This is a genomic window from Paenibacillus koleovorans NBRC 103111 (assembly GCF_004000845.1).
Classification (GTDB): domain Bacteria; phylum Bacillota; class Bacilli; order Paenibacillales; family NBRC-103111; genus Paenibacillus_AA; species Paenibacillus_AA koleovorans.
Genome location: NZ_BIMA01000067.1, coordinates 15,152 through 37,783, shown reverse-complemented (window position 1 = coordinate 37,783; position 22,632 = coordinate 15,152). Strand labels below are relative to the sequence as shown.

Here is a 22,632-nt window from a genome sequence, read left to right as displayed (position 1 = left end):
GCAGGACATCGCCTACGCCGACGAAACATCCCTGCAGGTGCTCCAGGAGCCCGGTCGGAAGGCCGAGCAGCAATCGTACTTGTGGTTGTATCGGACCGGACCATGGAGCCCCGCGATCGTTCTGTACGAGTACCAGCCCACGCGGGCGGGCGAGCATCCGAAGCGCTTTCTCTCGGGCTTCACGGGCTACCTGCACGCGGACGGCTACGACGGCTACGACCAGGTTGCCGGCGTGAGGCGGGTAGGTTGCTGGGCGCACGCACGCCGCAAGTTTTTCGAAGCCGTTCAGGTGTTGCCGAAGCATGTACCGGCCGCCGGAACCATCGCGCAGCAGGGGCTGGACTTCTGCAATCGCCTCTATGCGATCGAGCGAAAGGCCGAGGGCCTGCCGCCTGAAGAACGCCATCTCATCCGCCAGGAGCAGAGTCGCCCCGTGCTGGATGCTTTTTTGGTGTGGCTTGAAGAGCAACAAGCGAAGGTGCTGCCGAAAAGTCAGACCGGAGTTGCCGTCAACTACTGTTTGAACCAATGGAAGCGGCTGATTGGGTATCTCTCCGATGGACGGCTCGAGATCGACAACAATCGAAGCGAACGCTCCATCAAGCCGTTCGTCATTGGACGGAAGAACTGGCTGTTCGCCAACACACCTAAAGGCGCCAAGGCTAGCGCGACGATCTACAGCTTGGTCGAGACGGCCAAAGAGAATCAACTGCATCCGTTTTACTATTTGATGTATCTCCTGGAGAAACTCCCGCAGCTGACGGATCTACATGATGAAAAGGCGCTGGACGCGCTACTTCCCTGGTCGACCTCGCTCCCCCTGACTTGCCGCGTGTTTAACTCCAGAAAATAGCTTTATCCACGTCCCCATCTTGCTGCCAAGGTGGGGACTATTTTACGCTTACATGGCGGCTGAAACCGTCGGCTGGACTCGATGTAGGGTAAAATGGGTCTACTTGGCGGGTGGAACGGTCGGCTGGACTCGATGTGGGGTAAAATGGGTCTACTTGGCGAAGCAAAACCCGGCTTATCGCCGGGCTGTGCTCACGTTATCCCCTATCCCGCATAACGATATTTCCGTCCAAACAGCCGGCATTCGGCCGCTGCTAGGGCAAATAGCAATTTCCCGAATCCTTATTTTCGCGTTTTGGCCGATTTTGGGATCGTCAGCCGCTCTGCCTCCGTTGCCTGTGAACCTAACTTCGCTGCTTATGAACCCATTTTCGCAAGCCAGCTCCGAAGTCCCCCAACTATGAACTTATGTACATACCTCGAGAAGCCAGCTTCCCCATTTATGTACTTAGGTTCATAGATCGCCTCGCTGCACCCTGATGAAGGAAATTAGGTTCATGGATTGTGTACTCAAATTCATAAGGCCCTCTGAACGTCATAAATTGGGGTTAGGTGTACAAATCTTGTACGTCTGAGCCAGTATTCAGCGGACGTGCGATGGATTTGGTTACTTGACGGGTGAAGTTTAGTTGGTACATGGAGTTTAATTGGTGTATGGTGTCTACTGGTGCATGATGCCTAGTTGGCGCATTTTTCCTCGTTGACATGAAACAAAATGGTTTTATATAATGCAAGAAGTGAAACCAAAAGGTTTCTTAATTGCACAACGGGGGGAATAACGGTGGGTAGTTTATTGGAGGGTATTCATTACTGGGCGGTGCTGGTGACGGGGGTGCTGTCGTTGGGGCTCGGCTTCCTGTGGATGGCGGTCCTCTGGGCCAAGCCTTACCAGCGAGACATGTACGGCGTTAAGCTGCCCGGCCACAATCCGAATGAGCCGACCAACGGGCAAAAGGCGCAGTCGTTCATCATCTACATCCTGGTGTCGTTCGTCACTTCTATCGTGTATGCCCTCTGTCTCAAGCTGTGGCAAGCCGGCGGACAAGCTTTCGGTTACAATGCGGATTCGCTGCTGAACGCTTTTTGGTTCACGATGCTGCTGACCGCCGGCTACACGCTTCCTTTTACAGTCGGCAAGAAGGTGTGGCAGTTCAAGAGCTGGCTGGTCGTAGCGGTAGACACCTCGTACGAGGTCGTACGGTTCACGATGCTGCTGCTCATTTTCTGGTTCTGGTAATCAATTGGAAAAATTTAAATGTCGAGGAGATACTAGGGAAAACAAATGGAAGGTGTGAACCCAATTGCCGAACTAATGGAAAATCTCCTCGCTGCAAGCTATCAAATCGGGATCGCTAGTCAAACAGATGTGTACGGGCTCGAGCAATATTTGTACCGGCATCAGAATCGGATGTGGAGCGCGGCGGGCGCCGGGAGGGGCGGACGGGAAGCTTGTTCTGGACGAAAACTCGCTGAGGGACGTGAAGGTGCAGGTGAAGTTTCTGCATGCCGGGTTCTATGACATGGAGCCGTAGAGGATCAGCTCCAGTGCGCGGGGCGTGTGAAAGTCGGCGGCAACTTGGTGGCGGCATCGCCGCGGGCGGCGTTCAGCTGGGCTTGCGTGAGGAACAGGCAGTCGCGCAGGTCGGCCCCGCGGATGTCGGCATCACGGAAGTCCGCGCCGATGAGGTCGGCCGCTCGCAAGTCGGCCTCCCGCAGATCGGCGGCGATCAAGAGGGCGCTGCGCAGGCTGGCGGCCCGTAGGTCCGCGCCGCGGAGCTTGGCGCCGACGAGATCGGCGCCTCGGCCCGGGTCGCGGCGTCGTTGGGGCGAGCGCGGCGGGCCTTGGCCCTGGCGCTGGCGGCGCGGGCCGGCGCTGCCGCTATTGCCGGCGCCAGCGGTAGCGCGAGCACCTGCACCGCTGCTGTGCCTGTCGCTGGAGTTGCCGCGCCCGCTCATGCTGCTGCCCGCGCTCTCGCTACCCGCACTGCCGGTGCCGCCCGCTACACGGTCACCTGCACCGCTGCCTGCGCCCGTCGCTGGAGTTGCCTCGCCCGCTCATGCTGCTGCCCGCGCTCTCGCTACCCGCGCCAGCAGCAGAGCGGTCACCTGCACCGCTGCTGCTGCGCCCGTCGCGCCCGCCCGCACTCCCACTGCTCGCGCCGCGAGCGACCTCGCGGGCCTCCGCGTCGAAGCGCCGCCCGGCTTCCGCGCGAGACAGCTCGCTCGCCTGCAGCAGCAGCGTGCCGACCGCTCCGCGATGCGTCGCGATGTCCAGGCGCAGCAACCCCTCGGGGGCGAGCCGCGTCAGCCGCTCCGTCTCCTCGAGCAGCGAGCGCGCCGCTCCATGGACCGGCCCCGCTTCCGGCAGCGCCAGCACCTCTTGCAAATAGGCGAGCAGCTCAAAGAGCTGGTGCATGACAGGGAAAGCCTGGAACATCTCGGCTGCGTTCTCCGTCGATGCCTGCCGCCAGTCGCGCCCCCCGTAAGTGACTTGCGACATATACTGCCCGGCTCCGAAGCAGTCGTACACCGTGCAGCCCCGGAAGCCTCTGTCGCGAAGCTCGGTATGGATGCCGCAGCGAAAGTCCGGCCGTAAATTCGCGCAAGGCTGTCCCGCGTCCTTGTCCATCGCGAAGTCGACCGACTTGGCGAACGGCAGCGACACACAGCACAAGCCGAAGCAGCGCTCACAATCCCCTTGCAGCCGAGACGGCCGCTCCTCTTGGTTGATTGGCAGCATCACAACGATCTCCTTTTCCATTCCCGCTCGGGACTGAACCATCCGCTTCTCCCAAGCCGGGCGCTTCTCCTATTGTAACCACGCTACCCAGTGCAAGGTCAAGCTGTTGGCGGTCGCTTTCCCTTCTCAAATCGTACACGCTCTAGCTGCCTTCAGTATCGCCCACAAACGTCCGCACAAATTCCATTCGTCCGGCCATGTACCATCGCGAACAAGCGGGTTGACATGCAGCCTATCGATAAGCAAGCTCTGTGGCAAGGGGGTCGGTATGTTCAATGGATCTCGCCCAGGCTGCTAATCGTCTTCGTTCTTGGGATTTGATTCGGATGAGGCAGTCATGACGCCCATGCTAGGCGTACAGCAAAAAGGAGATGAACCCGGCAAGGTTCATCTCCTTATACTAAGCCAGAGGACTGCGGTTGGCCTATTCGCCATCCCGCCATCTTCTGAGATCAGGCAGGTCAAAATACTGCAGCATGCCCGGCAACAAAATACTGCGGCTATCCCGGGGGTCATAATATTTCGTCTGCACCCATTCCGTCAAGCTGGCCAGAGGCTGCTCCGAACGAAGCGGCGGGAACGCGTCTTCCACCGCAGCTGCGAGCTCCGCATAAATGCCCTGACGACCGCAAGCGTATACCGTTATATCCCGTCCATCGGTCAGCGGCAGCTCCGCCGCCAGCCGCGCCGCCCGGATGACATCATATGCGCGCATCGCGACCACGCTGTCCCCGAGCCAGATCATATCGTCGGCCAGCTTGTGCGCCATACCGAAGAGAGCCAGCGGGTCAGGCTTGGCGTTCGTTTCCGGCAGCAGCGCTCCCGAGCCGGTGACATCCACGACCATAACGCTTCTGCCGGAGCGGCACTCGGCGAGGATCCATTCCCAATGCCGCTGCAGGCTTCCCGTGCCGCCTTCCCACACTGCGAGCGTGATAGGAATGATCGCGTCGCGAAACCGATGCTCGCGGAACAGCATGCCGTGATTCATCAATCGGTGCTGCGACCACCAGATCGCGTTATCGACATCGAGCTCATGCACATGCTCGCGCAGCATGTGCAGCCTGGGGTGGAACGGCACCGGCTGCCGGTTCGCGTAAATGGTATCCTTCAGCCAGCTCAGCGCCGACTCCCGGCGTTCCCGCTCCGGGATCGCTTCCCTTGCGGCTTGCAGTTGCCCGGCGCGATGCGCGATTTCATCATGAAGCGCCAACTGCGGCTGCGGCAATGTCGAGTCGATCAGCACCTGACCGGCCTCCGTGCACCACAACTGCGACGGCTCGACAGCAGCGGCTGCCGGTTCGTATCGCGCCGGCATCGCGCCGTTCAGATGCTCAGTCAGAAAAGCGGCCGCTCCTCGCGCCAGCAGAGGCGTATAGCGGTGCGGAGAATCGTCGATCAGCAGGCCGAGTCGCGACTCTTCGCCCATCAGCCGCCAGTAATTCCGCGCGCTGTCTACAGTTTCCTTCGTCCCTTCAATGGGGAAAAAATCATAGGCGCAGGCGAGCACCAGCACGGGCTTTGGCGCCATTGCCAGTAAAATGTCCTCGTGATCCAACCCCTTCGCGCTGAAGGAAGGCCAGATCTGCTCCGCATCCTGGGCTTGATCGGCGTACATATACGACTGTCGGCTCATGATGAAGGTGCCGGGGGCAGCGGCCGCAATGCGCGGATCCGCCATCATCATCATGGACGTTTGCAGTCCGCCGCCCGAATTGCCGGTCACCCCGATACGGGAAGGATCCACCTCGGGTCGGGATATCAAATAATCGACCGCCCGCATCGCATCGTGCAGAAAGTACCGCGCCAGGGAGTCTCCGAGCGGCAGGCACGGGGCGCCCGCATAGTCGTGCTCGCTGACGCCAATCCCGCTCCGGGGCGCTCCCGCTTGATCGACATATTGCAATCGCTCTCCCTGTCCGGGAGGATCGATCGCCAATACGACCAAGCCGGCCTGGACAAGGTATTGGCAAACCATCTGGTATTCGGGAGTATGCTTCGCCCGGTCGTAATGGCCGCATAGGAACAGAACGGCGGCGCCGGGGCCTTGCCGGTCGTTCGGAACGTACAGATTGGCCGTTACCCATACGCCCTCTCTTGATGAAAAGACCACTTTTTCAATACGGAACTCCTCCAACTGCACAACTCCCGTTATGCGGGACTGCTGCGGAACTCCGGGGTCATGCTCCGGCAACCCGCCGATGCAGGACAGAAACGCCGAGCGAATGAATTGCTGGCGCTGCCTGACGTGCTCAACCGTACGGATATGCTCCCGCTCCGTCTTGCCGCGTCGGAACGATTCCTCCGATTGCTCGTAAACGATCCGCTTCCACTGATCCTTCACTTGATGCAGATGAATCGAATAACGCTCCAATTCACGAACGTTCATAGGGCTTCAGCCTCCTGCAGAAAGTCGATTGCATGGCCTTTGGCCTGCTGACGCCGAGCAGACGGCCGCCATGCTAGCTTTCGAAAGCCGAGCGTTGCCCCGCCATGTCATGCACATCGTGAACGATCATAATCGCTGCCGGATCCACCCGCTTGATTTCCCGCTTCAAGCGGTACCATTCAGAACGGGAAACCAGGCAGCGGATCGCTTGCATGCGCTGGCCGCCGGGCTCGAATGTGACCTCGAACATGGCGTAGCCATGCGCGAGGCCGCCGAATAGCTGCGAGGCCCAGTCGGAAGTGGATTTGGCATATACCGTCATCTCTTTGGCGAGGCACTGTTCCCTGTTGACCAGATGAATGACGCGGGAAGCCACGTAAACCATCACGAATGTGTACAGCACTTTGTCCAGCGGAATATACAGAACGGCCGCTCCGATGACGACGACGTCGAACAGCAGAATCATTTTGCTCGGATGCAAGCCGAACGACACATGAAGCATCCGGGCGATCAGCGTCGTGCCGCCCATCGACCCCCCGTACCGTAAAATCAAGCCTAGCCCGAGACCGCTCGTCAGACCGGCGTATAAAGCGGCCAGCAAATAATCGCCGACAAGGAACGGAACCAGCCAGCCCTTGTGCTGCGCATACTCCAGCACCCACAGGAAGAATGACAAGCCGCAGGCTCCGATGGCCGATAACCCGATTCCACGTACTCCCAGCACCCGCCAGCCGGCAATAAAAACCGGGATATTCAGGAGAAACGTGGTTAACGACGGCTTGAAGTGGAATGCATAATGGAGTAGCAGGACAATGCCTGTGGCGCCGCCTTCGACAAACTGATTGGGAATCGCGAATAGCTGGATCGCCAGCGCGAATAATGCCGCACCGATCAAAATCATGATCGAATGGGAAACGAACGAATAGCGGACCAGCATAGCTCTGGCGGTGTCAATCACGGTCAATCCCCACACGACAGAACCTGGTATTCCACCGCATAAAACGCATCGCGAGGCAAATCCGGTCGGAATGAAGCGAGCCTTGTAACGGTCTTGCCCGCCGGAATCGCCAGATCGGCGTAGATCCGTTCGGCCACAACCCGGCGCTCGGCGTCAAGAATGGCAATGTGCAGATCGACGCTGCAAGCGGGACCCGTGTGAATCACCACCGGCCGGATCGTGTCGCCGGGACCGTATACAATATCGACGTCCCCGCTGCCCGCCAGCATCTTCTGGTATGCCATGCCGACGGCATAGTACGCCATCTTCCCGTACCCGTAATAGTCGGTCAGCGGTTTCATATAGGTGCCGTTATTTCCGCCGCCGCGAAGCGTGCACCAGGCGAAACCGTCATAACCGAGCCAGCGCTTCTTGCGAATCGACTCGTAGGCGCTGAACGCTTGCCAGGCCTGGCTCTCTTCCCACTCAGAGAAGTCAAGCTCGCGACCGATCGAGCCGCGGTCATAGTCCCATTCATACGACTTGATCCGGTATTCCGGCTTGCCGCCGTGAAGCGTCCAATTCGTCTGCCCGGCGGACTCTTCGTTCTCGTATTCGAAGTAGGCGCGTTCCGCACTGTTCAAATAATCGGCTTTGTAAGTCGGATCCCGCCAACCGTCCTGACCTTCCCACTCCGGCGGAAACGGCCACTTGCGCAATACGCTCCATTCCGCGCCGTAGCCGGTTGCGCCGTCCATGTTGCCTCTGGTCAGATTGGGCGCCGTCCATACCGCGATCGGGTGAACGGTTCGACCCTCGTAGTCGAGCGTACCGTCGTCGTTGCGCGCTTTGAGACGGGTCAGATTGGCCGAAGGCGCGATCAGCCTGCTCGGATCTTCCTTCATCAGCGTCGCGTACACCTGTTCATACCAGGGCATACCCGCATCGAAGCCGGCGAAGGACGGATGGTTGGCCGGCTGCCACATGACGATGCTAGGGTGGTTCCGCACTTGCCGGACATACTTGGGCAAGCCGTCAAAATCGAGCAGCCACGGGCTCGCGTCGCGAACCCAAGACGATGTGGCCCATTGGAACAAAATGCCGAGCTGATCGCCGATCTCGGCATATCTCGGGTCGTTAATCCCGCCGACCATGCTGTTATGGTGGCTCATGCGGGCTGTATTGCCATTCATGCGCTTCAGCATCAGCAAGTCGCGCACGATCCACTCCGGCGGCGAGCAGCGATCCCAGGCCGCAATTTGGTCGGTCGGGTAGCGAAACCCGAACAGCAACGCGCCGTTCATCATGTCCGGCTTGCCGTTGATCCGGAACACGCCGCCTTCCTGACCGACTGTACGAAGCCCCGTTGTCACGACCGACTCGTCCAGCTCGTGGCCGCCTTCATCGTAAAGCCTGACGCGCACCTTGTACAGGCGCGGGTTTTCCGGTGTCCAGGCCAGCGGACTTGGGATTCGCACCGCTTTCGACAGGACGAGACTTCGGCCCATCTCTACCTCGACCGGAAAGCCGATTTCTGCAGCAATCGTATCCGACTCGTCCGGGAACCATGGCGTCCACTGCACCCGCACGGTGCCGGCAAAGCTCAGATTGTCCAGCGCTTCCCGCGAGGTCAACGGGTGCCTGTCGTTACGCAGCGTGAGCTGCACCTGCGCAACGGCAAGATCCTCGTGCAGCGAGCGGCAATGGACGAATACATCCTCGATATGACGGTCCGCAGTCAAATCGAGCGACATTCTCCCTGCGAACCAACCGGTGTGCCGGTCGGTGGACGTATGCCGCATGTTCGTCTCCACTTCGTTCGGGAATACTTTGACGCACAGCAGATTCGGCTCCGTCTTCGACAGGAGGCGAGTGACGTCTATCCGGCACGGATGGCGGTCGAAGCGAACGGCAATCACTTCACCGTTGATCCATATTTCTCCTCCCGGGTCCAGGCATTCCACATTCAGATACGCGCGTGCGAAGTCGCCGGTTTCCACCACGGTGCGCAAATAAAGCATCTCGCCCGCATAACGCTCGCCGCCGTGGACGCAGGGAAGGTCCGTCTCGGTCCATAACCGGTCATCGTACGCCTTCGTCGTCCACCCCTGTATTTCGGGATGCGCGGCGAACGGCTCATCCAGAAAGGTTGCAATCGTAAAGGGCTTGTCGCCGCCGTTCCCGTTCTCTTCCAGCTCCTTGGGCACAAAGCCGATCCCGAGCAGCTCGCCGAACGCCGTGCCCGCTCCTCCATCCAGGAGGAGGCGGTCAACCGGGTCTGCCGACGGCAACGGCGCAAAATCCGCTCGTTGCCGACCGCCGATCCACAAGTTAAACCGGGTCGACGCCAGATCGATCTCCGCCCGATAGGCCGTCCATTGACCTGCCGCAGCCGGACCGCAATCGATGATTTCTCCGCCCGTCCGGTAGTAGTGATGGCCCCGCTCGTCGCATCCTGCTTCCAGCACATGTCCGATCAGGCATCGTGCCGCTTTGCCGGCAGCATGCTTTACCCGCCACTCCAGCCACAATCGCCATGACTGCCTGTCAAACCGAACCTCCGCATACGCGCCATCCTTCGTCAGGCACATCGCGCCATCCTCAAGCATTACACCGGAAAATTGGCGCCAATGGGCCAGTCTGGCCTCCCGCAAGTCGCGCTTTCCTTCCTTGCTGCCGATCCGCCGCCATTGCCGAAGCGGAATGTGGCGGCGAATGCCGGGAATAGGCTGCGGCTTGATGGCGCTGGCGACCCGTTCGACCTCATCATCGGTTACCGCAAGTCGATCCCATTGTGGATTGCCGAAGAAATGGCGGGCATGCCGCGCATACTGGCGCAAATACTCCACCCGCTGCTCCGTATCGAAAACCGCCGTTTGTCCTTTGAAATCCGTCTCCCCGTCAGCGGCGGGATCGCTGCTGAAATAGCGGAGCTCGAACGATCGCGAGACGATAGTTGTCATGTCATTTCCACCTTGTATGCAAATTGGCAGCCTTACTCTAATCGATCACATATACGCTTCGGTGGCCTTCGTGCGAGGAATCGAACGAAATGGCGCTGCCGGATCGGTTCCACCGCGGATGAAGATCGCAGCGAATGTCCCCGGCTGCCGTCGGATAGGAATAAAAGTTGCCCAGCCGGATCCCCTTCCGGCTCTCAAGGTCATATACGAGCAGCTGCCTCATTCTGTCCTTGCCCGGATAGCTGTCATACAAGATTTGCTGCCGGTCCGGCGAATAACTGCAATGGCCGTCGAAGAGGAAAAATTGCGTATCCACCGTCGCGACTTCGCGGGTTTTGTCCTTCAGCAGGTAGAGCTGATGGCCTTCCAGACTTGTCGGCTGTCCCGACGAATGGATCAGAATGTGATCCCTGTCGCGCCAGTGATAGTGGGAAGCATATCCGAAATCGGCAAGCAGGTACGGATCGCTGCCGTCAGTATTCGCCGTTATGAGCGCGGTTTGCCAATTCTCTCCCTCGCGAGGGAAGTAGCGTACCAGACAAAGAAACCGGCTGCCGTCCGTATTGAAGGTGATATGGTTGATCAGTATTTTGCGATCCTGCCCGTGAAAGTAGTTTTCTATTATTCGCCAAATGTCGTCGAGCGATAAAATCAGTTTGCTGGCTCCCGTCGCCAAGTCCACCAGATGCACGCCGTCATCCGCGGGATGGTTCGAATCGAAGTTAGGATCCTTAATTCCCGCGTAGCCGTAACCGGGGCGGAAATCGAACATACGTTCGAAGCTGATGCTTAGTGCGTATTTGCCGGCAGCGTCCACGTTGGCTACCGGGCGATCGAGCAACTGCCTGGCGCCGGTGCGAATATTCAGCCTGACGCCTGCGAACCGGCCGTTCTCTCTCGTATTGTAGATGATTTCGTCCTCCGGGGATCCCGGATGCCACTGCAGCATCGAGCCTTGCTGGAAGTTCCAGGCCATGGTCTCGGCAACCGTCCGGAACCCGCCCTGCAAGTCCAATATGCCTAGCTCCGCCCGATCGTCCGGACCGGGCAGCCGATCCCAGAATTGCACCCGATGGCACAAATGAAGCTTGTCGCTCGCATGCCAGGCCGCATTGTCATAATAACCGTAAAAATAGTGACCGTCGTCACCTGTAATTCGTCTGACGCTAACTGTACCGCGATCCATTGCCGACATGCCCCTCCTCCTGTTATTCCGATAAATGGTTATTCCTTCAGGGCACCGATCAGCACACCTTTGACAAAAAAGCGCTGCACGAACGGAAATACGATCAGCAGCGGAGCGACCGCAATGACCATGATGGCGTATTTCAACGTCAAGGCGTACATCGCTCTGTTGTCGCTAATCGCTCCCATCATTTCGCTGGTCTGCTCCAGAATCAGAATTTCCCGCAAGAACACCTGCAGCGGATAAAGCGATCGATCGCGCAAATAAATGAGCGCACTGAAGTAGGCGTTCCACTGGCTGGCGCAGTAGAAGAGCGCGATCACCGCAATGATCGGCTTCGACAGCGGCAGCACGATTTTGACGAAGAAGGTCGTTTCCGAGGCGCCGTCCACTTCCGCCGCATCGCGCAGCTCTCCCGGCACGTTCGTTTCCAAATACGATTTCGCAATCAGCAAATTCCAGGTCGTCATCATCGTCGGAACGATCATAGCCCATCTTGTGTCGAGCAGCCCGAGCGATTTGACGACCAGGAAAAGCGGGATCATGCCGCCGTTGAAGAACATGGTCAAGACAATAATGAACACGATGACGTTACGCCCCGCCAAATCCCTGCGAGCGAGCGAATGTGCGGCCAGCAAGGTAACGGTGGTGCTGAGCGCCGTACCGACGACGGTATAGATGACGCTATTGGCGTATCCGATCCATATCGCGCGGAACCCGAGCAGAATCTCATAGGACTCGAGCGAGAATCCCTTGGGATACAACAGCAGCGGATCGTTGAAAACCTTGACCGGATCGCTCAAGGACGCCGCCACAATATAGACAAACGGATAAACGAATACAACCGAAACCAACAGGAGCACCGCGTAGACCACCAGGTCGAACAATGTCGTTTTGCCAGTGCGGATATCCAAATTTATGCTCACCTGCTTTCGTGTCGTGCTACCAGAGCGAATAGCCGCTTAGTTTGCGTGCAAGCTTGTTGCACGAAACGATCACCACAAGGGAAAGAACGGAATTGAACAATCCCACTGCCGCGGCGAAGCTGTATTGCTGATCCACCAGACCTGACCTGTACACATAGGTGCTCAGCACGTCTCCGGTCGAATAGGTGCTCGTATTATGCAGCAGAAATACTTTTTCGAAGCCGATTTCCATGACATGTCCCAGGTCGAGCAGCAAAATCGTAATCACCGTAGGCAGAATGCCAGGAAGGCTGATGTGCCACATTTTGCGCCAACGACTCGCACCGTCAATTTCCGCCGCTTCGTACAAGCTCGGGCTAATACTCGACAAGGAGGCGAAAAAAATAATGGAGCTCCACCCCATATGCTGCCAGATGCCTGAGGAAGTATAGATCGTACGGAACCACGAGGGCTCTCTCATGAAATCGATCGGCGTCAATCCTACCGTCTTCATCAGGCTATTAATCAAGCCTGTGGACGGAGATAGGAATGTAACCACCAGGCCGGCAATAACGACGGTAGAGATGAAGTGAGGCAAATAACTGATCGACTGCGCAACCGTACGAACGACGCGATTCTTCGTTTCCCTCAGCAGGAGCGCGAAAGCAATCGGGAAACCGAACCCGAATACAATGCTGTAAAACCCCAGCAGAAAGGTATTGCGCATCAAGCGGTAAAAGTAAATCGAGTTCACGAAGCTGTCGAAATGCTTCAAGCCCACCCACGAGCTATGACGCATGCCGCGAAACGGATTAAAGTCCTGAAACGCGATCAGCGCGCCGTACATCGGGACGTAATGAAAGAAGACATAATAAAACAAAGCCGGCAGCAGAAACAGATACAAGACTTTATGTCGCATGAATGCCCGCGTGATTCGACTGCGCAATGGTATCCATTCCTTTCTACAGCATCCTGAAAGCAGGCTACGGTTCGCATAGGCGAGCCGCCGCCTGCTCTTCTTCATAGGTGTGCAATCCTCCGATGACCGGATTGTTTACTTGGTTCCTTTTACCGAAACGAAACGGTCATAAGCGGTGGCATACAATTTTTGCAGCTTGTCGATGCCGATCTTCTGAAGCCCTGCCACGAACTTGTCATAGTCGCCGATCGGCTGCTTGCCTCTGATGAACGCCTGCACATTCTCGTCCACGAAGGTATCGATATCACGCTGCAGCGCCTGCACTTCCTTGAGCTCGGCCTGGGTGAAGTTGAGAAGCGGCGGCTTCTTGTTTCCGATATTCGCTACCGTCATCGCATTCGACTGTTTGCCTGCCTCGCTGATTGTCGCCAGATAGTGCTCCGGAATAACCGACGATGCCCATGTGCTGACCTGGCCGACATACGCATTCATGTAATTCAGCACCGACAGCTTGGGGTTCTTGGCCACCTTGTCCGTGTAGACGGGGACGCCGTCCTTCATCGTATAAGTGTCGCCTTCCGCGCCGAAGTACAACAGCAAGCTGCCCGCTTTCGAATAGAAGTAGTCCATCATCTTGACCAGCTCCGCGCCGTACTTCGACGTGCTGGCGATCGATACGCCTACGCCCGGGTCGATTTCCGTATGCTTGCCGATCACGTTCCTTTCGCCTGTCGGGCCTTTCGGCGGAACCGCCCCGGCCAGGCCCGGCTTTTTGCCCGCGCTTTCGAGCAAGGAATTGTACCGTGTCAGTACGCCTGCGTGGGAGCCGAACGTAAAGCCGGACAATTCATTCGTGAACCGTGCGGTATAGTTGTCCGACGTTTGCCCCAGGTACTCGTTGTCGAGCAGCCCTTCGGTATATAGTTTGTTGATGTAGGCAAGTGCGTCTTTGAACCGCGGATCGGTTGGCCCGTATTTGATTTTGCCGTCTTCCACGAAGAAGTCGTTGGCGCTTCCGTTGCCGCGGCTGCCTACTCCGAACGCCCAGATGAGCGGGCGCGGATCGCCGGCCATCGGCACCTCGTCCTTCACGCCGTTTCCATTGGCATCCTTCTCCTTGAACGCCTTCAGCACGTTGTACAAATCGTCGGTCGTTTCCGGCGACTTCAGGCTTAAGCGGTCAAGCCAGTCCTTGCGCACGAAGAAGCCGTTAAACGCCTGTGTGCGTGGGTCGAACAACAGACGGGGGAAGAAGTAAATATGGCCTTCCGGCGTAGTCAGCTGCGCTTTGATCTGCGGGTTGTCGTTCAACAGCTTCTGCAGATTGGGCGCATGCTGCTTGATCAGGCTTTCCAGCGGCATCAAGGCCCCTTGGCTGCCATACTGGGCGGCAAGCTGCGGATCGATGCGGCCGATCAGGTCGGGCAAGTTCCCCGATGCTGTAATGAGACCAAGCTGGGTTTTGTAATCGTCGGTTGTAGCGGTCCATTCCACCTTCACATTCGTAATCTTCGGCAATTCCTTCCACACGAGATGATCGCTATAGGTGGAGACACCTTCCGAACCTGTCGGCGGGGTAAAAGCGGCCCAACCTTTCACTGTGATGAGCTTATCCGAAGCCTTCGCCGAATCCTGCCCTGCCGATGGCTGAGCGGATGCCTGCGGCGACGCACTCGGCGCGCTCGACGCATCCGAGTTATTGCTTGTGCCGTTCGAACACCCGGCAAACAGGAGCGATGCGGTCACCAAGCTGGATACTAGTCCAACGCCCATTCCTTTTTTCGACAATGTTATTACCCCCTGAATGGTATTTTCTTTCACAATCCGATATAATAAGTGAAAACTCATGCTTGCGCTTACATCATTTATTATACGGGATTTGTTAGTGAGCATACATTGAAGAACGAATCAATAATTTGTATAATCGGCTACAATGATTGCGAATAAGGCGGTGTTCCGGTGAAAAACAATGCAATTGTGACCGATCTGCCCGAGCCGTATCAGAATGCAACCTTGTTTCTGCGTAAAGGCGGGTGGAGCATCCATGAGCATGACCATCTCTTCTACCAGCTCATCTATGTCATGGACGGTGTGGTGCATATCGCGCATAGCGGCCAGCACTTCAGCGTTTCGCGCGGCCAGCTCGCGATCATTCCGTCCGAGTTGAGACACTCGCTCCGAACCGACAACGGCTACCAGCAATTGGGTATCGATCTGAATGTGGAGCCGGACCGCAGAGGACTTAACGAACTGCTCGCCAACCGGTTCAAAGACTTCACGCTGCTGAACAAACCCGATCTGCTGTACGCGATAACCGAGCTTGTGAAAGAAGTCGAGAACCAGACCATCTATGCCAAATTGAAGATGGCGAGCATGATGGATCAAATTCTGCTGTCTTTCCTGGAAGACCCGGACAACCGGACCCAGCTCGACTTCCGCAACAAGCTGCTCAGCATTCTGAACGGCAGCCTTACGGAGAAAGTGAGGCTGCACGAGGTCGCACGGGAATTTATGATCAGCACCTCCCAACTGGAGAAGCTGACCAGACAGCAGTTCGGCTCTGGCGTCATCGCACTGCACAACAATCTGCGAATCAACCAAGCCTGCTCCCTGCTGCTCAACTCCGAAATGCCGATCGTTGCGATTGCGAGCCGACTGGGGTACTACGATCTGTCCCATTTCTCGCATGTGTTCAAGCAGAAGATGAGAATGAGCGCCAGCGATTACCGGAAGCATAAAGCGATCGAATGGTAGACGATCCGGCCTTCATCCGCTCGGCGCCGGCGGCAATCGAGTAACAGGGGGCGGCTAACCCGCCCGGCGCCTCACGAGCCATCCGAGAGATCATCCCGATCCTCCGAAGCGGCTCTTTTTCTTTTTCTCAAAACAATCTAACACTTCCCTCACAATTATCTGATCCTTTTTAGGCCGCGAATCGGCAACTTTCCTAATACTTTTTGCCCATACTTAGCACCAAGAACCTAGAACACAATACTGGAGGGAGTACGATTAACAGTCAGGAAGTGATGAGCAAGGTCGGCGAAGCGGTGCTGGGCGGATACTTGGGACTGAGCACGTCCATCGTGGAAGCGGAGGAGTCCGCCGTATGGCCGCTGCCGCTGCAGAGCAAGGAAGTGGGCGTCATCATCCAAGTGATCGGCCAGCTCGAGGGCCAAGTGATTTGCTCCATGGAGCTGGGGACGGCGAAAGGCATTGTTGGGCGTATGATGGGCGGCATGACGATCGAGCGGATGGACGAGATGGGCTGGAGCGCCTTCCAGGAGTTCGGCAACTGGATCGTGAGCGGCATCGCCACCGAGCTGTCGCAGCAAGGCATTGCGGTCAACATCACCCATCCTCTCGTGCAGGAGGGGGCTTTTATTTTGCGCAACATGCAAGAGTACTCATTAGTCATCATAGAGACGGACATCGGGGAGCTGGACATCTACATTACATTGGAGCGACCTGCGCATTAGTCGGGGACGGGGAGGAATCGGTCATGGCGAGAATTATGGTGGTGGACGACGCGGCTTTCATGCGGATGATGCTGAAAACGATTTTGCTCGAGGCGGGGCATGAAGTGGTGGCGGAAGCGGCGAACGGCGAAGAGGCGGTAAAGGTGTTTGCGACGATTAATCCGGATCTGGTGACGATGGATATCACGATGCCGGAGATGGACGGAATTGCCGCGGTGCGGGAGATCAAGAAGCTGAGTCCGCAAGCGAAAGTGATCATGTGCTCGGCGATGGGGCAGCAAGGAATGGTGATTGACGCCATTTCGGCGGGGGCTCGGGATTTTGTAGTTAAGCCATTCCAGAAGGACCGGGTGCTGGAGTCGATCGACCGCGCGTTGTCGGGCTAACCCTGGGAGTGGGGATCGGAAGGATATCAGTAGGAAGGAGCATCCCATGATGAATCAAACAGGTGGAAGCAGGTTGAATCCATACAAGGTGCTAATTGTAGACGATTCGAGCCTCGTGAGAAATATCATTGCGGAGGTGTTCCGTGATGATCCCCATTTCCAAGTGATAGGAGCCGCATGCAACGGAGTGGAGGCGCTCGAGCTGATGGCCGTGTTTTCCCCGGACCTGGTGACGCTGGATATCGAGATGCCGCGGATGGACGGTGTGGCGACGTTGAAACGGATCATGAGCGATTTTCCGGTGCCGGTGATGATGGTCAGCAGCTATACGGAGGAAGGCGCGGAGCTGGCGCTGGAGTGTATGGAGCTGGGGGCGGCCGATTTTTTCCACAAGGAGCTGCTGCTCGAGAAAACGACCGGCTCGCGGCTGCGGGAGGACTTCCTGCTGCGCTGCAAGGTGGCGATCCGCAACAAGACGACGTATTGGGACCGCACGATTCTGTACAAGGAACGAACGAATCAGCTGATTATGGAGTCGTTTTCCCAGTTGATCAAGATGGAAGAGGACTTGGCGAAAATATTCGACGAGCTCCAGAAATCGATCCGCAAGCAAAACAGCCTGATCCTCAAGTTCATCAAGGTGGGAGACAGTTATATTTGCACATATGCCGAGGGCGAGCTGCTCGACAAGTTCCGGTTCCATCCGGCCGATCTGCTGGGGAAAGAGCCGAACGCCTGGTTCCCGCCTGTGCTGTATGAACAGCAGCTGCGTCATTACGAGGAAGCCTGGCGCAGCGGCAAGCCGGTGAGCTATGAGATGAGTTGGCGCGGCGTCCATTTGCTGACGTATTTGCAGCCGGTGTACCGGGAAGGGCAAATGCCGACCATCGTGTCCATGAGCTATGATATTTCGATGCAAAAAGAGATGGAAGACCGGATGGTCTACTTGGTCGATTACGACCATCTGACGCAGCTCCCGAACCGCGCCTCGCTCCTGAATCGGCTGGAATCGATGGTTGCGGGTTCGGAGTCTGGGGGATCGCCGTTTGCGGTGTTGTCGATCGATCTCGATCAGTTCAAGCTGTTCAACGACACGATGAACCACAAGACGGGCGACCGTATCCTTCAGCTCACCGCCCGACGGCTGAAGTCGTTTATGCAGCATGAAGCGCATTTCCTCTCGAGGGCCGGCGGGGACGAGTTCGTCTGCGTCATTCCGGGCGGTGGCCGGGAGGCAGTGGAGGCGCTGGCCGAGCGGATTATCATGGCGTTGGAGGAACCGATTCATCTGGCCGGGGCGTCGATCGAAGTGAAGATCAGCGTGGGCGTCAGCCTATACCCGGACTGTGACCGGGATGCCGAGACGCTGCTCAAAAACGCCAATCTGGCGATGTTCGCGGCCAAGAAAAATGGAGGCAGGCGGTTGCAGTTCTGGGACGAGCGGCTGTACACCCAGTTCAAGCGGCAGTACCAGATTCGGAACCAACTGCACAAGGCGATCGAGCGTCGGGAGTTCCAGCTCCACTACCAGCCGCAGATCGATGGCGCGGGCCGCTGTATTACCGGGGTGGAGAGTTTGATCCGCTGGCACAATCCGGTGCTCGGCGAAGTGTCGCCGGTTGAATTCATCCCGATCGCGGAAGAGTCGGATATGATCCTCGAGATCGGCAACTGGGTGCTGCAGGAGGCCTGCGCCTTTAATCGCAGGCTGCAGCAGTCGGGGCTGCCGCCGATGTCCGTTGCGGTCAATTTGTCCTCGAAGCAATTTCTCGATCCCGGATTGAAGGACACAATCCTGTCGATTCTGAGGCGGACGGGGTTGGAGGCTCGATTTTTGACGGTAGAGATAACCGAGAGCATGACGATGCAAGTGGAGAAATCGTTAACGGCCTTAAACAGCCTCAAAGCGATCGGCGTCAAAGTTGAAGTGGACGATTTCGGCACCGGTTATAGCTCGCTCAGCTATTTGAAGGAATTCCCCATCGACTGCTTGAAGATCGATCAGTCTTTTGTGAGAGAGATTCGGACGAATCCGGTTCACGCCTCGATCGTTCGGACGATTATCTCCATGTCGAGCAGCTTGGATTTGGATGTGATCGCCGAAGGGGTAGAGGATGAGGAGACACTGGCGATTCTGAAGGACTACGGTTGCACGAAGGTGCAGGGCTACTTGTTCAGCCCGCCGGTGAAGGCGGATGAGGTGGTCCGGGTTTGCGGCGAGATTATGGCTAGGCATTATATAGATAGTAAGGGAGAGACCGATATCCGATGAAGAACTTGTGGAAAATGGTTCAGATTCGCAGAATAGCTTCAAAGTTCACACTGACCACTTTGGTCATTACGGTAGCAATAGTGGCGGCCATGTCGGTTTCCTTGTTCCTGCCGAACTCCAAGCTGTTCCGGGAGCAGTTGGACAAAGAGGTGGGGCTGAAGACGAAGCAGCTCGCCACGGAGCTGGATGAGGAGCTGCAGAAGAAGCTCGCCAAGATGGAGGCCGCCGCCAGCATCGGCAAGTCGTACGGCTTGGATGCGGCCAAACACCAGCAGTTCGGCGTTGCGTTCGCCAAGGAGAATCCGGAGTTTTCGGGGCTTGCTTATTCGGTTGACTTGACCGGTAAAAATACAGTCTCGACCACGACAGGCCAACTGCTGGATGTCTCGAATCGCCCTTACTTGAAGGCGGTCACCGGCGGGAAATCGATGATCGGCGATCCGGTGCCTTCGCCTTCCGATCCTTCGAAGCTGATCGTCACGTTCTCGGTGCCTCTACTGAATGGCGAGGGCAAGCCTTACGGTTTCTACGCGACCGGTTACGAGATCGGCGCCGCGACCAAAGTGGTGCGCGAGGCTAAGATCGGGGAGACGGGTTATGCTTTGTTGCTCGATTCTGCCGGGATGGTCGTGAGCCATCCGGATCCGAGCCTGGTGATGAACCAAACCGTGTATCAGTTGAACATGCCGGAAGTGATTGCGGCTTTCGAATCGGCGCGGAAGGGCGCTTCAGTCAGCTATACGTATACTTATAAGGGCGTTAAGAAGATCGGCTATTCGGTTGCGACGAAGAACGGTTATGTCGTGCAGCTGTCCGTGCCGGAGAAGGAGCTGCTTCAGCCGATCAACGACATGATGCTGACGACACTGCTTGCGGCTGTGATCGTGACGGTGCTGGCTTTGCTGGCTACGTATGGGTTCGCCCGGCGCCTCGCCAAGCCGATCCTGTACATTACCGACGCGGTGAAGCTGATGTCGAAGGGCGACTTCCGCCAGCGGCTGCAAGTGAAGTCACAGGACGAGCTGGGCCAGCTGGCCGGCCATATGAATGAGATGCTCGACTCGCTGTCGCAGACGATTCAAGTCGTGAACGTCGCTTCGGGCAGTGTGGCCGCCTCGGCGCAGCAAATAACCGCGAGCACCGACGAAGTGGCGAAGGGCAGCATGGATCAGGCCGACCAGGCGCGGACGATGGCGGACTTGTTCGAGGATTTGGCGGAGTCGATCCAATCGGTCGCCACGAGCGCGGGGCAAGCAAGGGAGCTGGCGCAGGAGGCGGTTAGCATCGCGACGGACGGCTCGGGCATTATCCGGCGGTCGATCGATCAGATGGAGCAGGTCAACGGGCAGATGGTGCAGCTCGATACCGATTCCAAGCAGATCGGCGAGATCATTGAGGTCATTAATGAAATCGCCGAGCAGACGAATTTGCTGGCGCTGAACGCCGCCATCGAGGCGGCGCGGGCGGGCGAGCAGGGCCGCGGCTTCGCCGTCGTGGCCGACGAGGTGCGCAAGCTGGCCGAGCGCAGCGGCGAGGCGACCAAGCAGATCGCGACGATCATCAGCGGTATGCAGAACAGCACGGCCAAGTGCGTCGGCGCGGTCGGCGAAGGCGTGACGCAGTTTGCGCAGACGCGCGTCGCCTTCGAGGACATCGTGGGCAAGATCAACGCGACGTCGCGCAAGGTCGTCGAGATCGCGGAGTCGAGCGTCGGCCAGGCTTCGAAGGCGGACGCGGTGCTGACGACGATCGAGTCCGTCGCCGCCGTCAGCGAGCAAGCCGCCGCCGCCGCGCAGCAGACCGCTGCCGCCACGCAGGAGCTGGCGTCGCTGGCGGAGCGGTTGAGCGGGTCGGTGGAGATGTTCCGGTATCAGTGAGTGGGGCAGGTTGAGCGGGTAGTGCGTAGAACGTAAAGCGTAGAGCGTAGAACGTAGAACGTAGAACGTAGAACAGAGTGCGAAGTGCAGAGATAGAATAGGTAGTGTGTGCGAGGGGATGTAGGTAGGGAAGGCGGGTTGGGGGGCTGTCCGGAGTGGTTGCGGGCAGCCTCTTTCGGCACCAGCTCGAATGGCAACTGGACGCCTTCAAGCAGCTGTGTCCGATCAACCCAAAGCGCGCGGTCCTGCTCCGGATCCGGCCTCCATTCACTGCTTTGCGCATCCGGCGGCAACAACCGACTCACCCGCAGAGGGAATCGCTCCGGTACGGAGAGACCATCCGACAGCTTGTCACGGAATAGAACATCACGCAGCGGATGGCCGGTCACATGGGCATACGAAGTAAACTTCAACTCCTGTCCAGGCGCAGGCTCCCCATCGTACAATTTGACCAGCTTCAGAAAAGCTTTGCGCTGGAACAGGCCGGACATGGTCGTGTAGCGGACCTCCATATCGGACAAGCTTTCAGTGAACGGAGCGATATCGCCGCCCGCCTTATAGAAATACACAAGCGCAATCAAGGAGCAAACGATACAGACGATGTCGTGCGACTCGTATTTTCGCAGGTTCATCGGATTTTCCGCCCCGTCATAGAACCATTTGCCGTCCGTCTCCCACTCCCGGATCATATACCAGAGCAACCCCCGCGTGTATTCCAGCAGTTGCCCTTTGACGACGGGATCGGTTTCATAGTAAGCGACCTTGGATACAGCCATAGCAACCAACGCGACCACGTTGTCGCAGGCGTCCATGATGGGGTTTCCTTCTGAGAGTCCTGTCGGGTTATATTCGGTCCAATAGTAGACATGCCCGTTCCAAACGCCTTTGTGGAACCCATATCGAGGAATTTGGTTCATTACAAAAGACCGCGCATCCTCCCAATAATGGACGGCACCGGTTCGCTCGAACATATGCACGTGCAGAGACGCGATCGCCGCGCAAACATGGTGGTCGGGCTCATGAAGACTCCACTGATAGCCGTAGCCGTCCAACCAAGCCCAGTCGAACACATAATCCCAACCCCCCGCCCATTCAGGCCGCGGCAGCTTTTCCTCCGGGTAATAGCGCTCCACAAAATCATTGCTTCCATCCTCTTTCCAACGAGAAAAACGAAGAAAGGCCATCAGCTCTTCAGCACGCCGCCAGAAACGTTCATCTCCGGTCAGCATGTAAGACGGCAAATAATCTTGTAGCACGTAATCGTGATTGCGCCGCGGGTAATATCGATCGCTATAGGTGAGCATTCGCCGGTCAAGACCGGTCATAATCGGATTGTAGGGGAGAGAATCGTCGATGACGAACATCGATTGCACTTTGTTGCCCATGGCTTCCGAGACAGTCGGAATGTCCGCATCTCTTTCCAGTGTGGCATCGGCGACTTGAAACGTTACTAGCTTCTCTTCCATTTCCGTCATCCCAAAAAAGAACGAGCGAAACAACGGGACCGTCCACAAACTTTGCTTCGGCGGCTGTACCTGCAACCCAGGGAGCTTGTCCCAGAAAGCTTCAGGAGAAAGGATCTCGCCTAAGTCCTCGACCTCTGAAATCGGATACGGTTCTCCATGAGCGTTAAGAATCGATGTGCGTGCCATATGTTCCTCCAATAGTTTCCAAGCTTATTGCGTCCATTCTAACGGATTGGAAACGGTAGTATAGGCCAAAAGCATGGC

At 57.3% G+C, this 22,632-nt stretch carries 17 protein-coding genes and 1 pseudogene; 8 read left to right on the top strand and 10 right to left on the bottom strand.

What is annotated here, in order from left to right:
• From tnpC to PKO02S_RS32490, 3 genes are all read left to right on the top strand, one after another.
• The coding region (gene tnpC / locus PKO02S_RS20435) for an IS66 family transposase (RefSeq protein ID WP_127585699.1) at window positions 1-853 on the top strand (853 nt) is incomplete at its 5' end.
• A 780-nt stretch (window positions 854-1,633) separates the two neighbouring features.
• Window positions 1,634-2,089: a DUF1761 domain-containing protein gene (locus tag PKO02S_RS20430; protein ID WP_164821581.1), complete on the top strand. Its 456-nt coding sequence runs from the start codon at window positions 1,634-1,636 to the stop codon at window positions 2,087-2,089.
• Between the two features lie 127 nt (window positions 2,090-2,216).
• Entirely contained in the window at window positions 2,217-2,384 is a 168-nt protein-coding gene (locus PKO02S_RS32490; protein ID WP_164821580.1) for a hypothetical protein, read from the top strand.
• A 4-nt stretch (window positions 2,385-2,388) separates the two neighbouring features.
• On the opposite strand, the pseudogene PKO02S_RS33365 reads toward PKO02S_RS32490, so the two are convergent.
• The 9 genes and pseudogenes from PKO02S_RS33365 to PKO02S_RS20385 all read right to left on the bottom strand — a co-directional run.
• Window positions 2,389-2,667: pseudogene (locus PKO02S_RS33365) on the bottom strand (pentapeptide repeat-containing protein); the annotation flags it as partial.
• Between the two features lie 193 nt (window positions 2,668-2,860).
• Complete coding sequence (locus PKO02S_RS20420; RefSeq protein WP_127585696.1) at window positions 2,861-3,592, bottom strand: pentapeptide repeat-containing protein; 732 nt, start codon at window positions 3,590-3,592, stop codon at window positions 2,861-2,863.
• Between the two features lie 424 nt (window positions 3,593-4,016).
• Window positions 4,017-5,981 (bottom strand): alpha/beta hydrolase family protein, encoded by a 1,965-nt coding sequence (locus tag PKO02S_RS20415; RefSeq protein ID WP_127585695.1) that lies wholly within the window; start codon window positions 5,979-5,981, stop codon window positions 4,017-4,019.
• 73 nt (window positions 5,982-6,054) lie between these two features.
• Complete coding sequence (locus PKO02S_RS20410; protein WP_127585694.1) at window positions 6,055-6,939, bottom strand: YitT family protein; 885 nt, start codon at window positions 6,937-6,939, stop codon at window positions 6,055-6,057.
• A gap of 2 nt (window positions 6,940-6,941) precedes the next feature.
• A complete protein-coding gene (locus PKO02S_RS20405; protein ID WP_127585693.1) occupies window positions 6,942-9,881 on the bottom strand; it encodes a glycoside hydrolase family 2 protein in 2,940 nt (979 codons plus the stop codon).
• A gap of 37 nt (window positions 9,882-9,918) precedes the next feature.
• Entirely contained in the window at window positions 9,919-11,076 is a 1,158-nt protein-coding gene (locus PKO02S_RS20400; RefSeq protein ID WP_127585692.1) for a TolB-like translocation protein, read from the bottom strand.
• A 29-nt stretch (window positions 11,077-11,105) separates the two neighbouring features.
• Window positions 11,106-11,981, bottom strand: a complete 876-nt coding sequence (locus PKO02S_RS20395) for a carbohydrate ABC transporter permease (RefSeq protein ID WP_164821579.1) — start codon at window positions 11,979-11,981, stop codon at window positions 11,106-11,108.
• 28 nt (window positions 11,982-12,009) lie between these two features.
• Entirely contained in the window at window positions 12,010-12,891 is an 882-nt protein-coding gene (locus PKO02S_RS20390) for an ABC transporter permease (RefSeq protein ID WP_246067148.1), read from the bottom strand.
• Between the two features lie 135 nt (window positions 12,892-13,026).
• Window positions 13,027-14,679 carry a type 2 periplasmic-binding domain-containing protein gene (locus tag PKO02S_RS20385; protein ID WP_164821578.1) on the bottom strand — a complete coding sequence of 551 codons (1,653 nt, stop codon included), beginning with the start codon at window positions 14,677-14,679 and terminating at the stop codon, window positions 13,027-13,029.
• Window positions 14,680-14,850: 171 nt separating this feature from the next.
• Between PKO02S_RS20385 and PKO02S_RS20380 the strand changes: the two genes are divergently transcribed.
• The 5 genes from PKO02S_RS20380 (at window position 14,851) to PKO02S_RS20360 (ending at window position 20,902) form a co-directional block, all read left to right on the top strand.
• Window positions 14,851-15,645: a helix-turn-helix domain-containing protein gene (locus PKO02S_RS20380; protein ID WP_127585688.1), complete on the top strand. Its 795-nt coding sequence runs from the start codon at window positions 14,851-14,853 to the stop codon at window positions 15,643-15,645.
• 272 nt (window positions 15,646-15,917) lie between these two features.
• Window positions 15,918-16,367 (top strand): chemotaxis protein CheX, encoded by a 450-nt coding sequence (locus tag PKO02S_RS20375; protein WP_127585687.1) that lies wholly within the window; start codon window positions 15,918-15,920, stop codon window positions 16,365-16,367.
• A 23-nt stretch (window positions 16,368-16,390) separates the two neighbouring features.
• Entirely contained in the window at window positions 16,391-16,753 is a 363-nt protein-coding gene (locus tag PKO02S_RS20370; RefSeq protein ID WP_127585686.1) for a response regulator, read from the top strand.
• A 46-nt stretch (window positions 16,754-16,799) separates the two neighbouring features.
• The gene (locus tag PKO02S_RS20365; RefSeq protein ID WP_127585685.1) at window positions 16,800-19,025 is read left to right on the top strand and encodes an EAL domain-containing protein; all 2,226 of its coding nucleotides are present in this window, start codon (window positions 16,800-16,802) and stop codon (window positions 19,023-19,025) included.
• Window positions 19,022-20,902 carry a methyl-accepting chemotaxis protein gene (locus PKO02S_RS20360; RefSeq protein ID WP_127585684.1) on the top strand — a complete coding sequence of 627 codons (1,881 nt, stop codon included), beginning with the start codon at window positions 19,022-19,024 and terminating at the stop codon, window positions 20,900-20,902. The genes PKO02S_RS20365 and PKO02S_RS20360 overlap by 4 nt, the downstream gene beginning before the upstream one ends.
• Here the strand turns inward: PKO02S_RS20360 and PKO02S_RS20355 are convergent.
• Window positions 20,896-22,554 carry a hypothetical protein gene (locus PKO02S_RS20355; protein WP_127585683.1) on the bottom strand — a complete coding sequence of 553 codons (1,659 nt, stop codon included), beginning with the start codon at window positions 22,552-22,554 and terminating at the stop codon, window positions 20,896-20,898. The two genes, PKO02S_RS20360 and PKO02S_RS20355, sit on opposite strands and share 7 nt — an antisense overlap.
• Window positions 22,555-22,632 lie beyond the last annotated feature (78 nt).

What these genes read in the sequence shown, in the direction of transcription:
- PKO02S_RS20415 (WP_127585695.1), bottom strand. Translation starts at nt 5,981, where the DNA reads ATGAACGTTCGTGAATTGGAGCGTTATTCGATTCATCTGCATCAAGTG.
- PKO02S_RS20355 (WP_127585683.1), bottom strand. Translation starts at nt 22,554, where the DNA reads ATGGCACGCACATCGATTCTTAACGCTCATGGAGAACCGTATCCGATT.
- PKO02S_RS20400 (WP_127585692.1), bottom strand. Translation starts at nt 11,076, where the DNA reads ATGTCGGCAATGGATCGCGGTACAGTTAGCGTCAGACGAATTACAGGT.
- PKO02S_RS32490 (WP_164821580.1), top strand. Translation starts at nt 2,217, where the DNA reads ATGTGTACGGGCTCGAGCAATATTTGTACCGGCATCAGAATCGGATGT.
- PKO02S_RS20405 (WP_127585693.1), bottom strand. Translation starts at nt 9,881, where the DNA reads ATGACAACTATCGTCTCGCGATCGTTCGAGCTCCGCTATTTCAGCAGC.
- PKO02S_RS20375 (WP_127585687.1), top strand. Translation starts at nt 15,918, where the DNA reads ATGAGCAAGGTCGGCGAAGCGGTGCTGGGCGGATACTTGGGACTGAGC.
- PKO02S_RS20390 (WP_246067148.1), bottom strand. Translation starts at nt 12,891, where the DNA reads ATGCGACATAAAGTCTTGTATCTGTTTCTGCTGCCGGCTTTGTTTTAT.
- PKO02S_RS20360 (WP_127585684.1), top strand. Translation starts at nt 19,022, where the DNA reads ATGAAGAACTTGTGGAAAATGGTTCAGATTCGCAGAATAGCTTCAAAG.
- PKO02S_RS20370 (WP_127585686.1), top strand. Translation starts at nt 16,391, where the DNA reads ATGGCGAGAATTATGGTGGTGGACGACGCGGCTTTCATGCGGATGATG.
- PKO02S_RS20420 (WP_127585696.1), bottom strand. Translation starts at nt 3,592, where the DNA reads ATGCTGCCAATCAACCAAGAGGAGCGGCCGTCTCGGCTGCAAGGGGAT.
- PKO02S_RS20365 (WP_127585685.1), top strand. Translation starts at nt 16,800, where the DNA reads ATGATGAATCAAACAGGTGGAAGCAGGTTGAATCCATACAAGGTGCTA.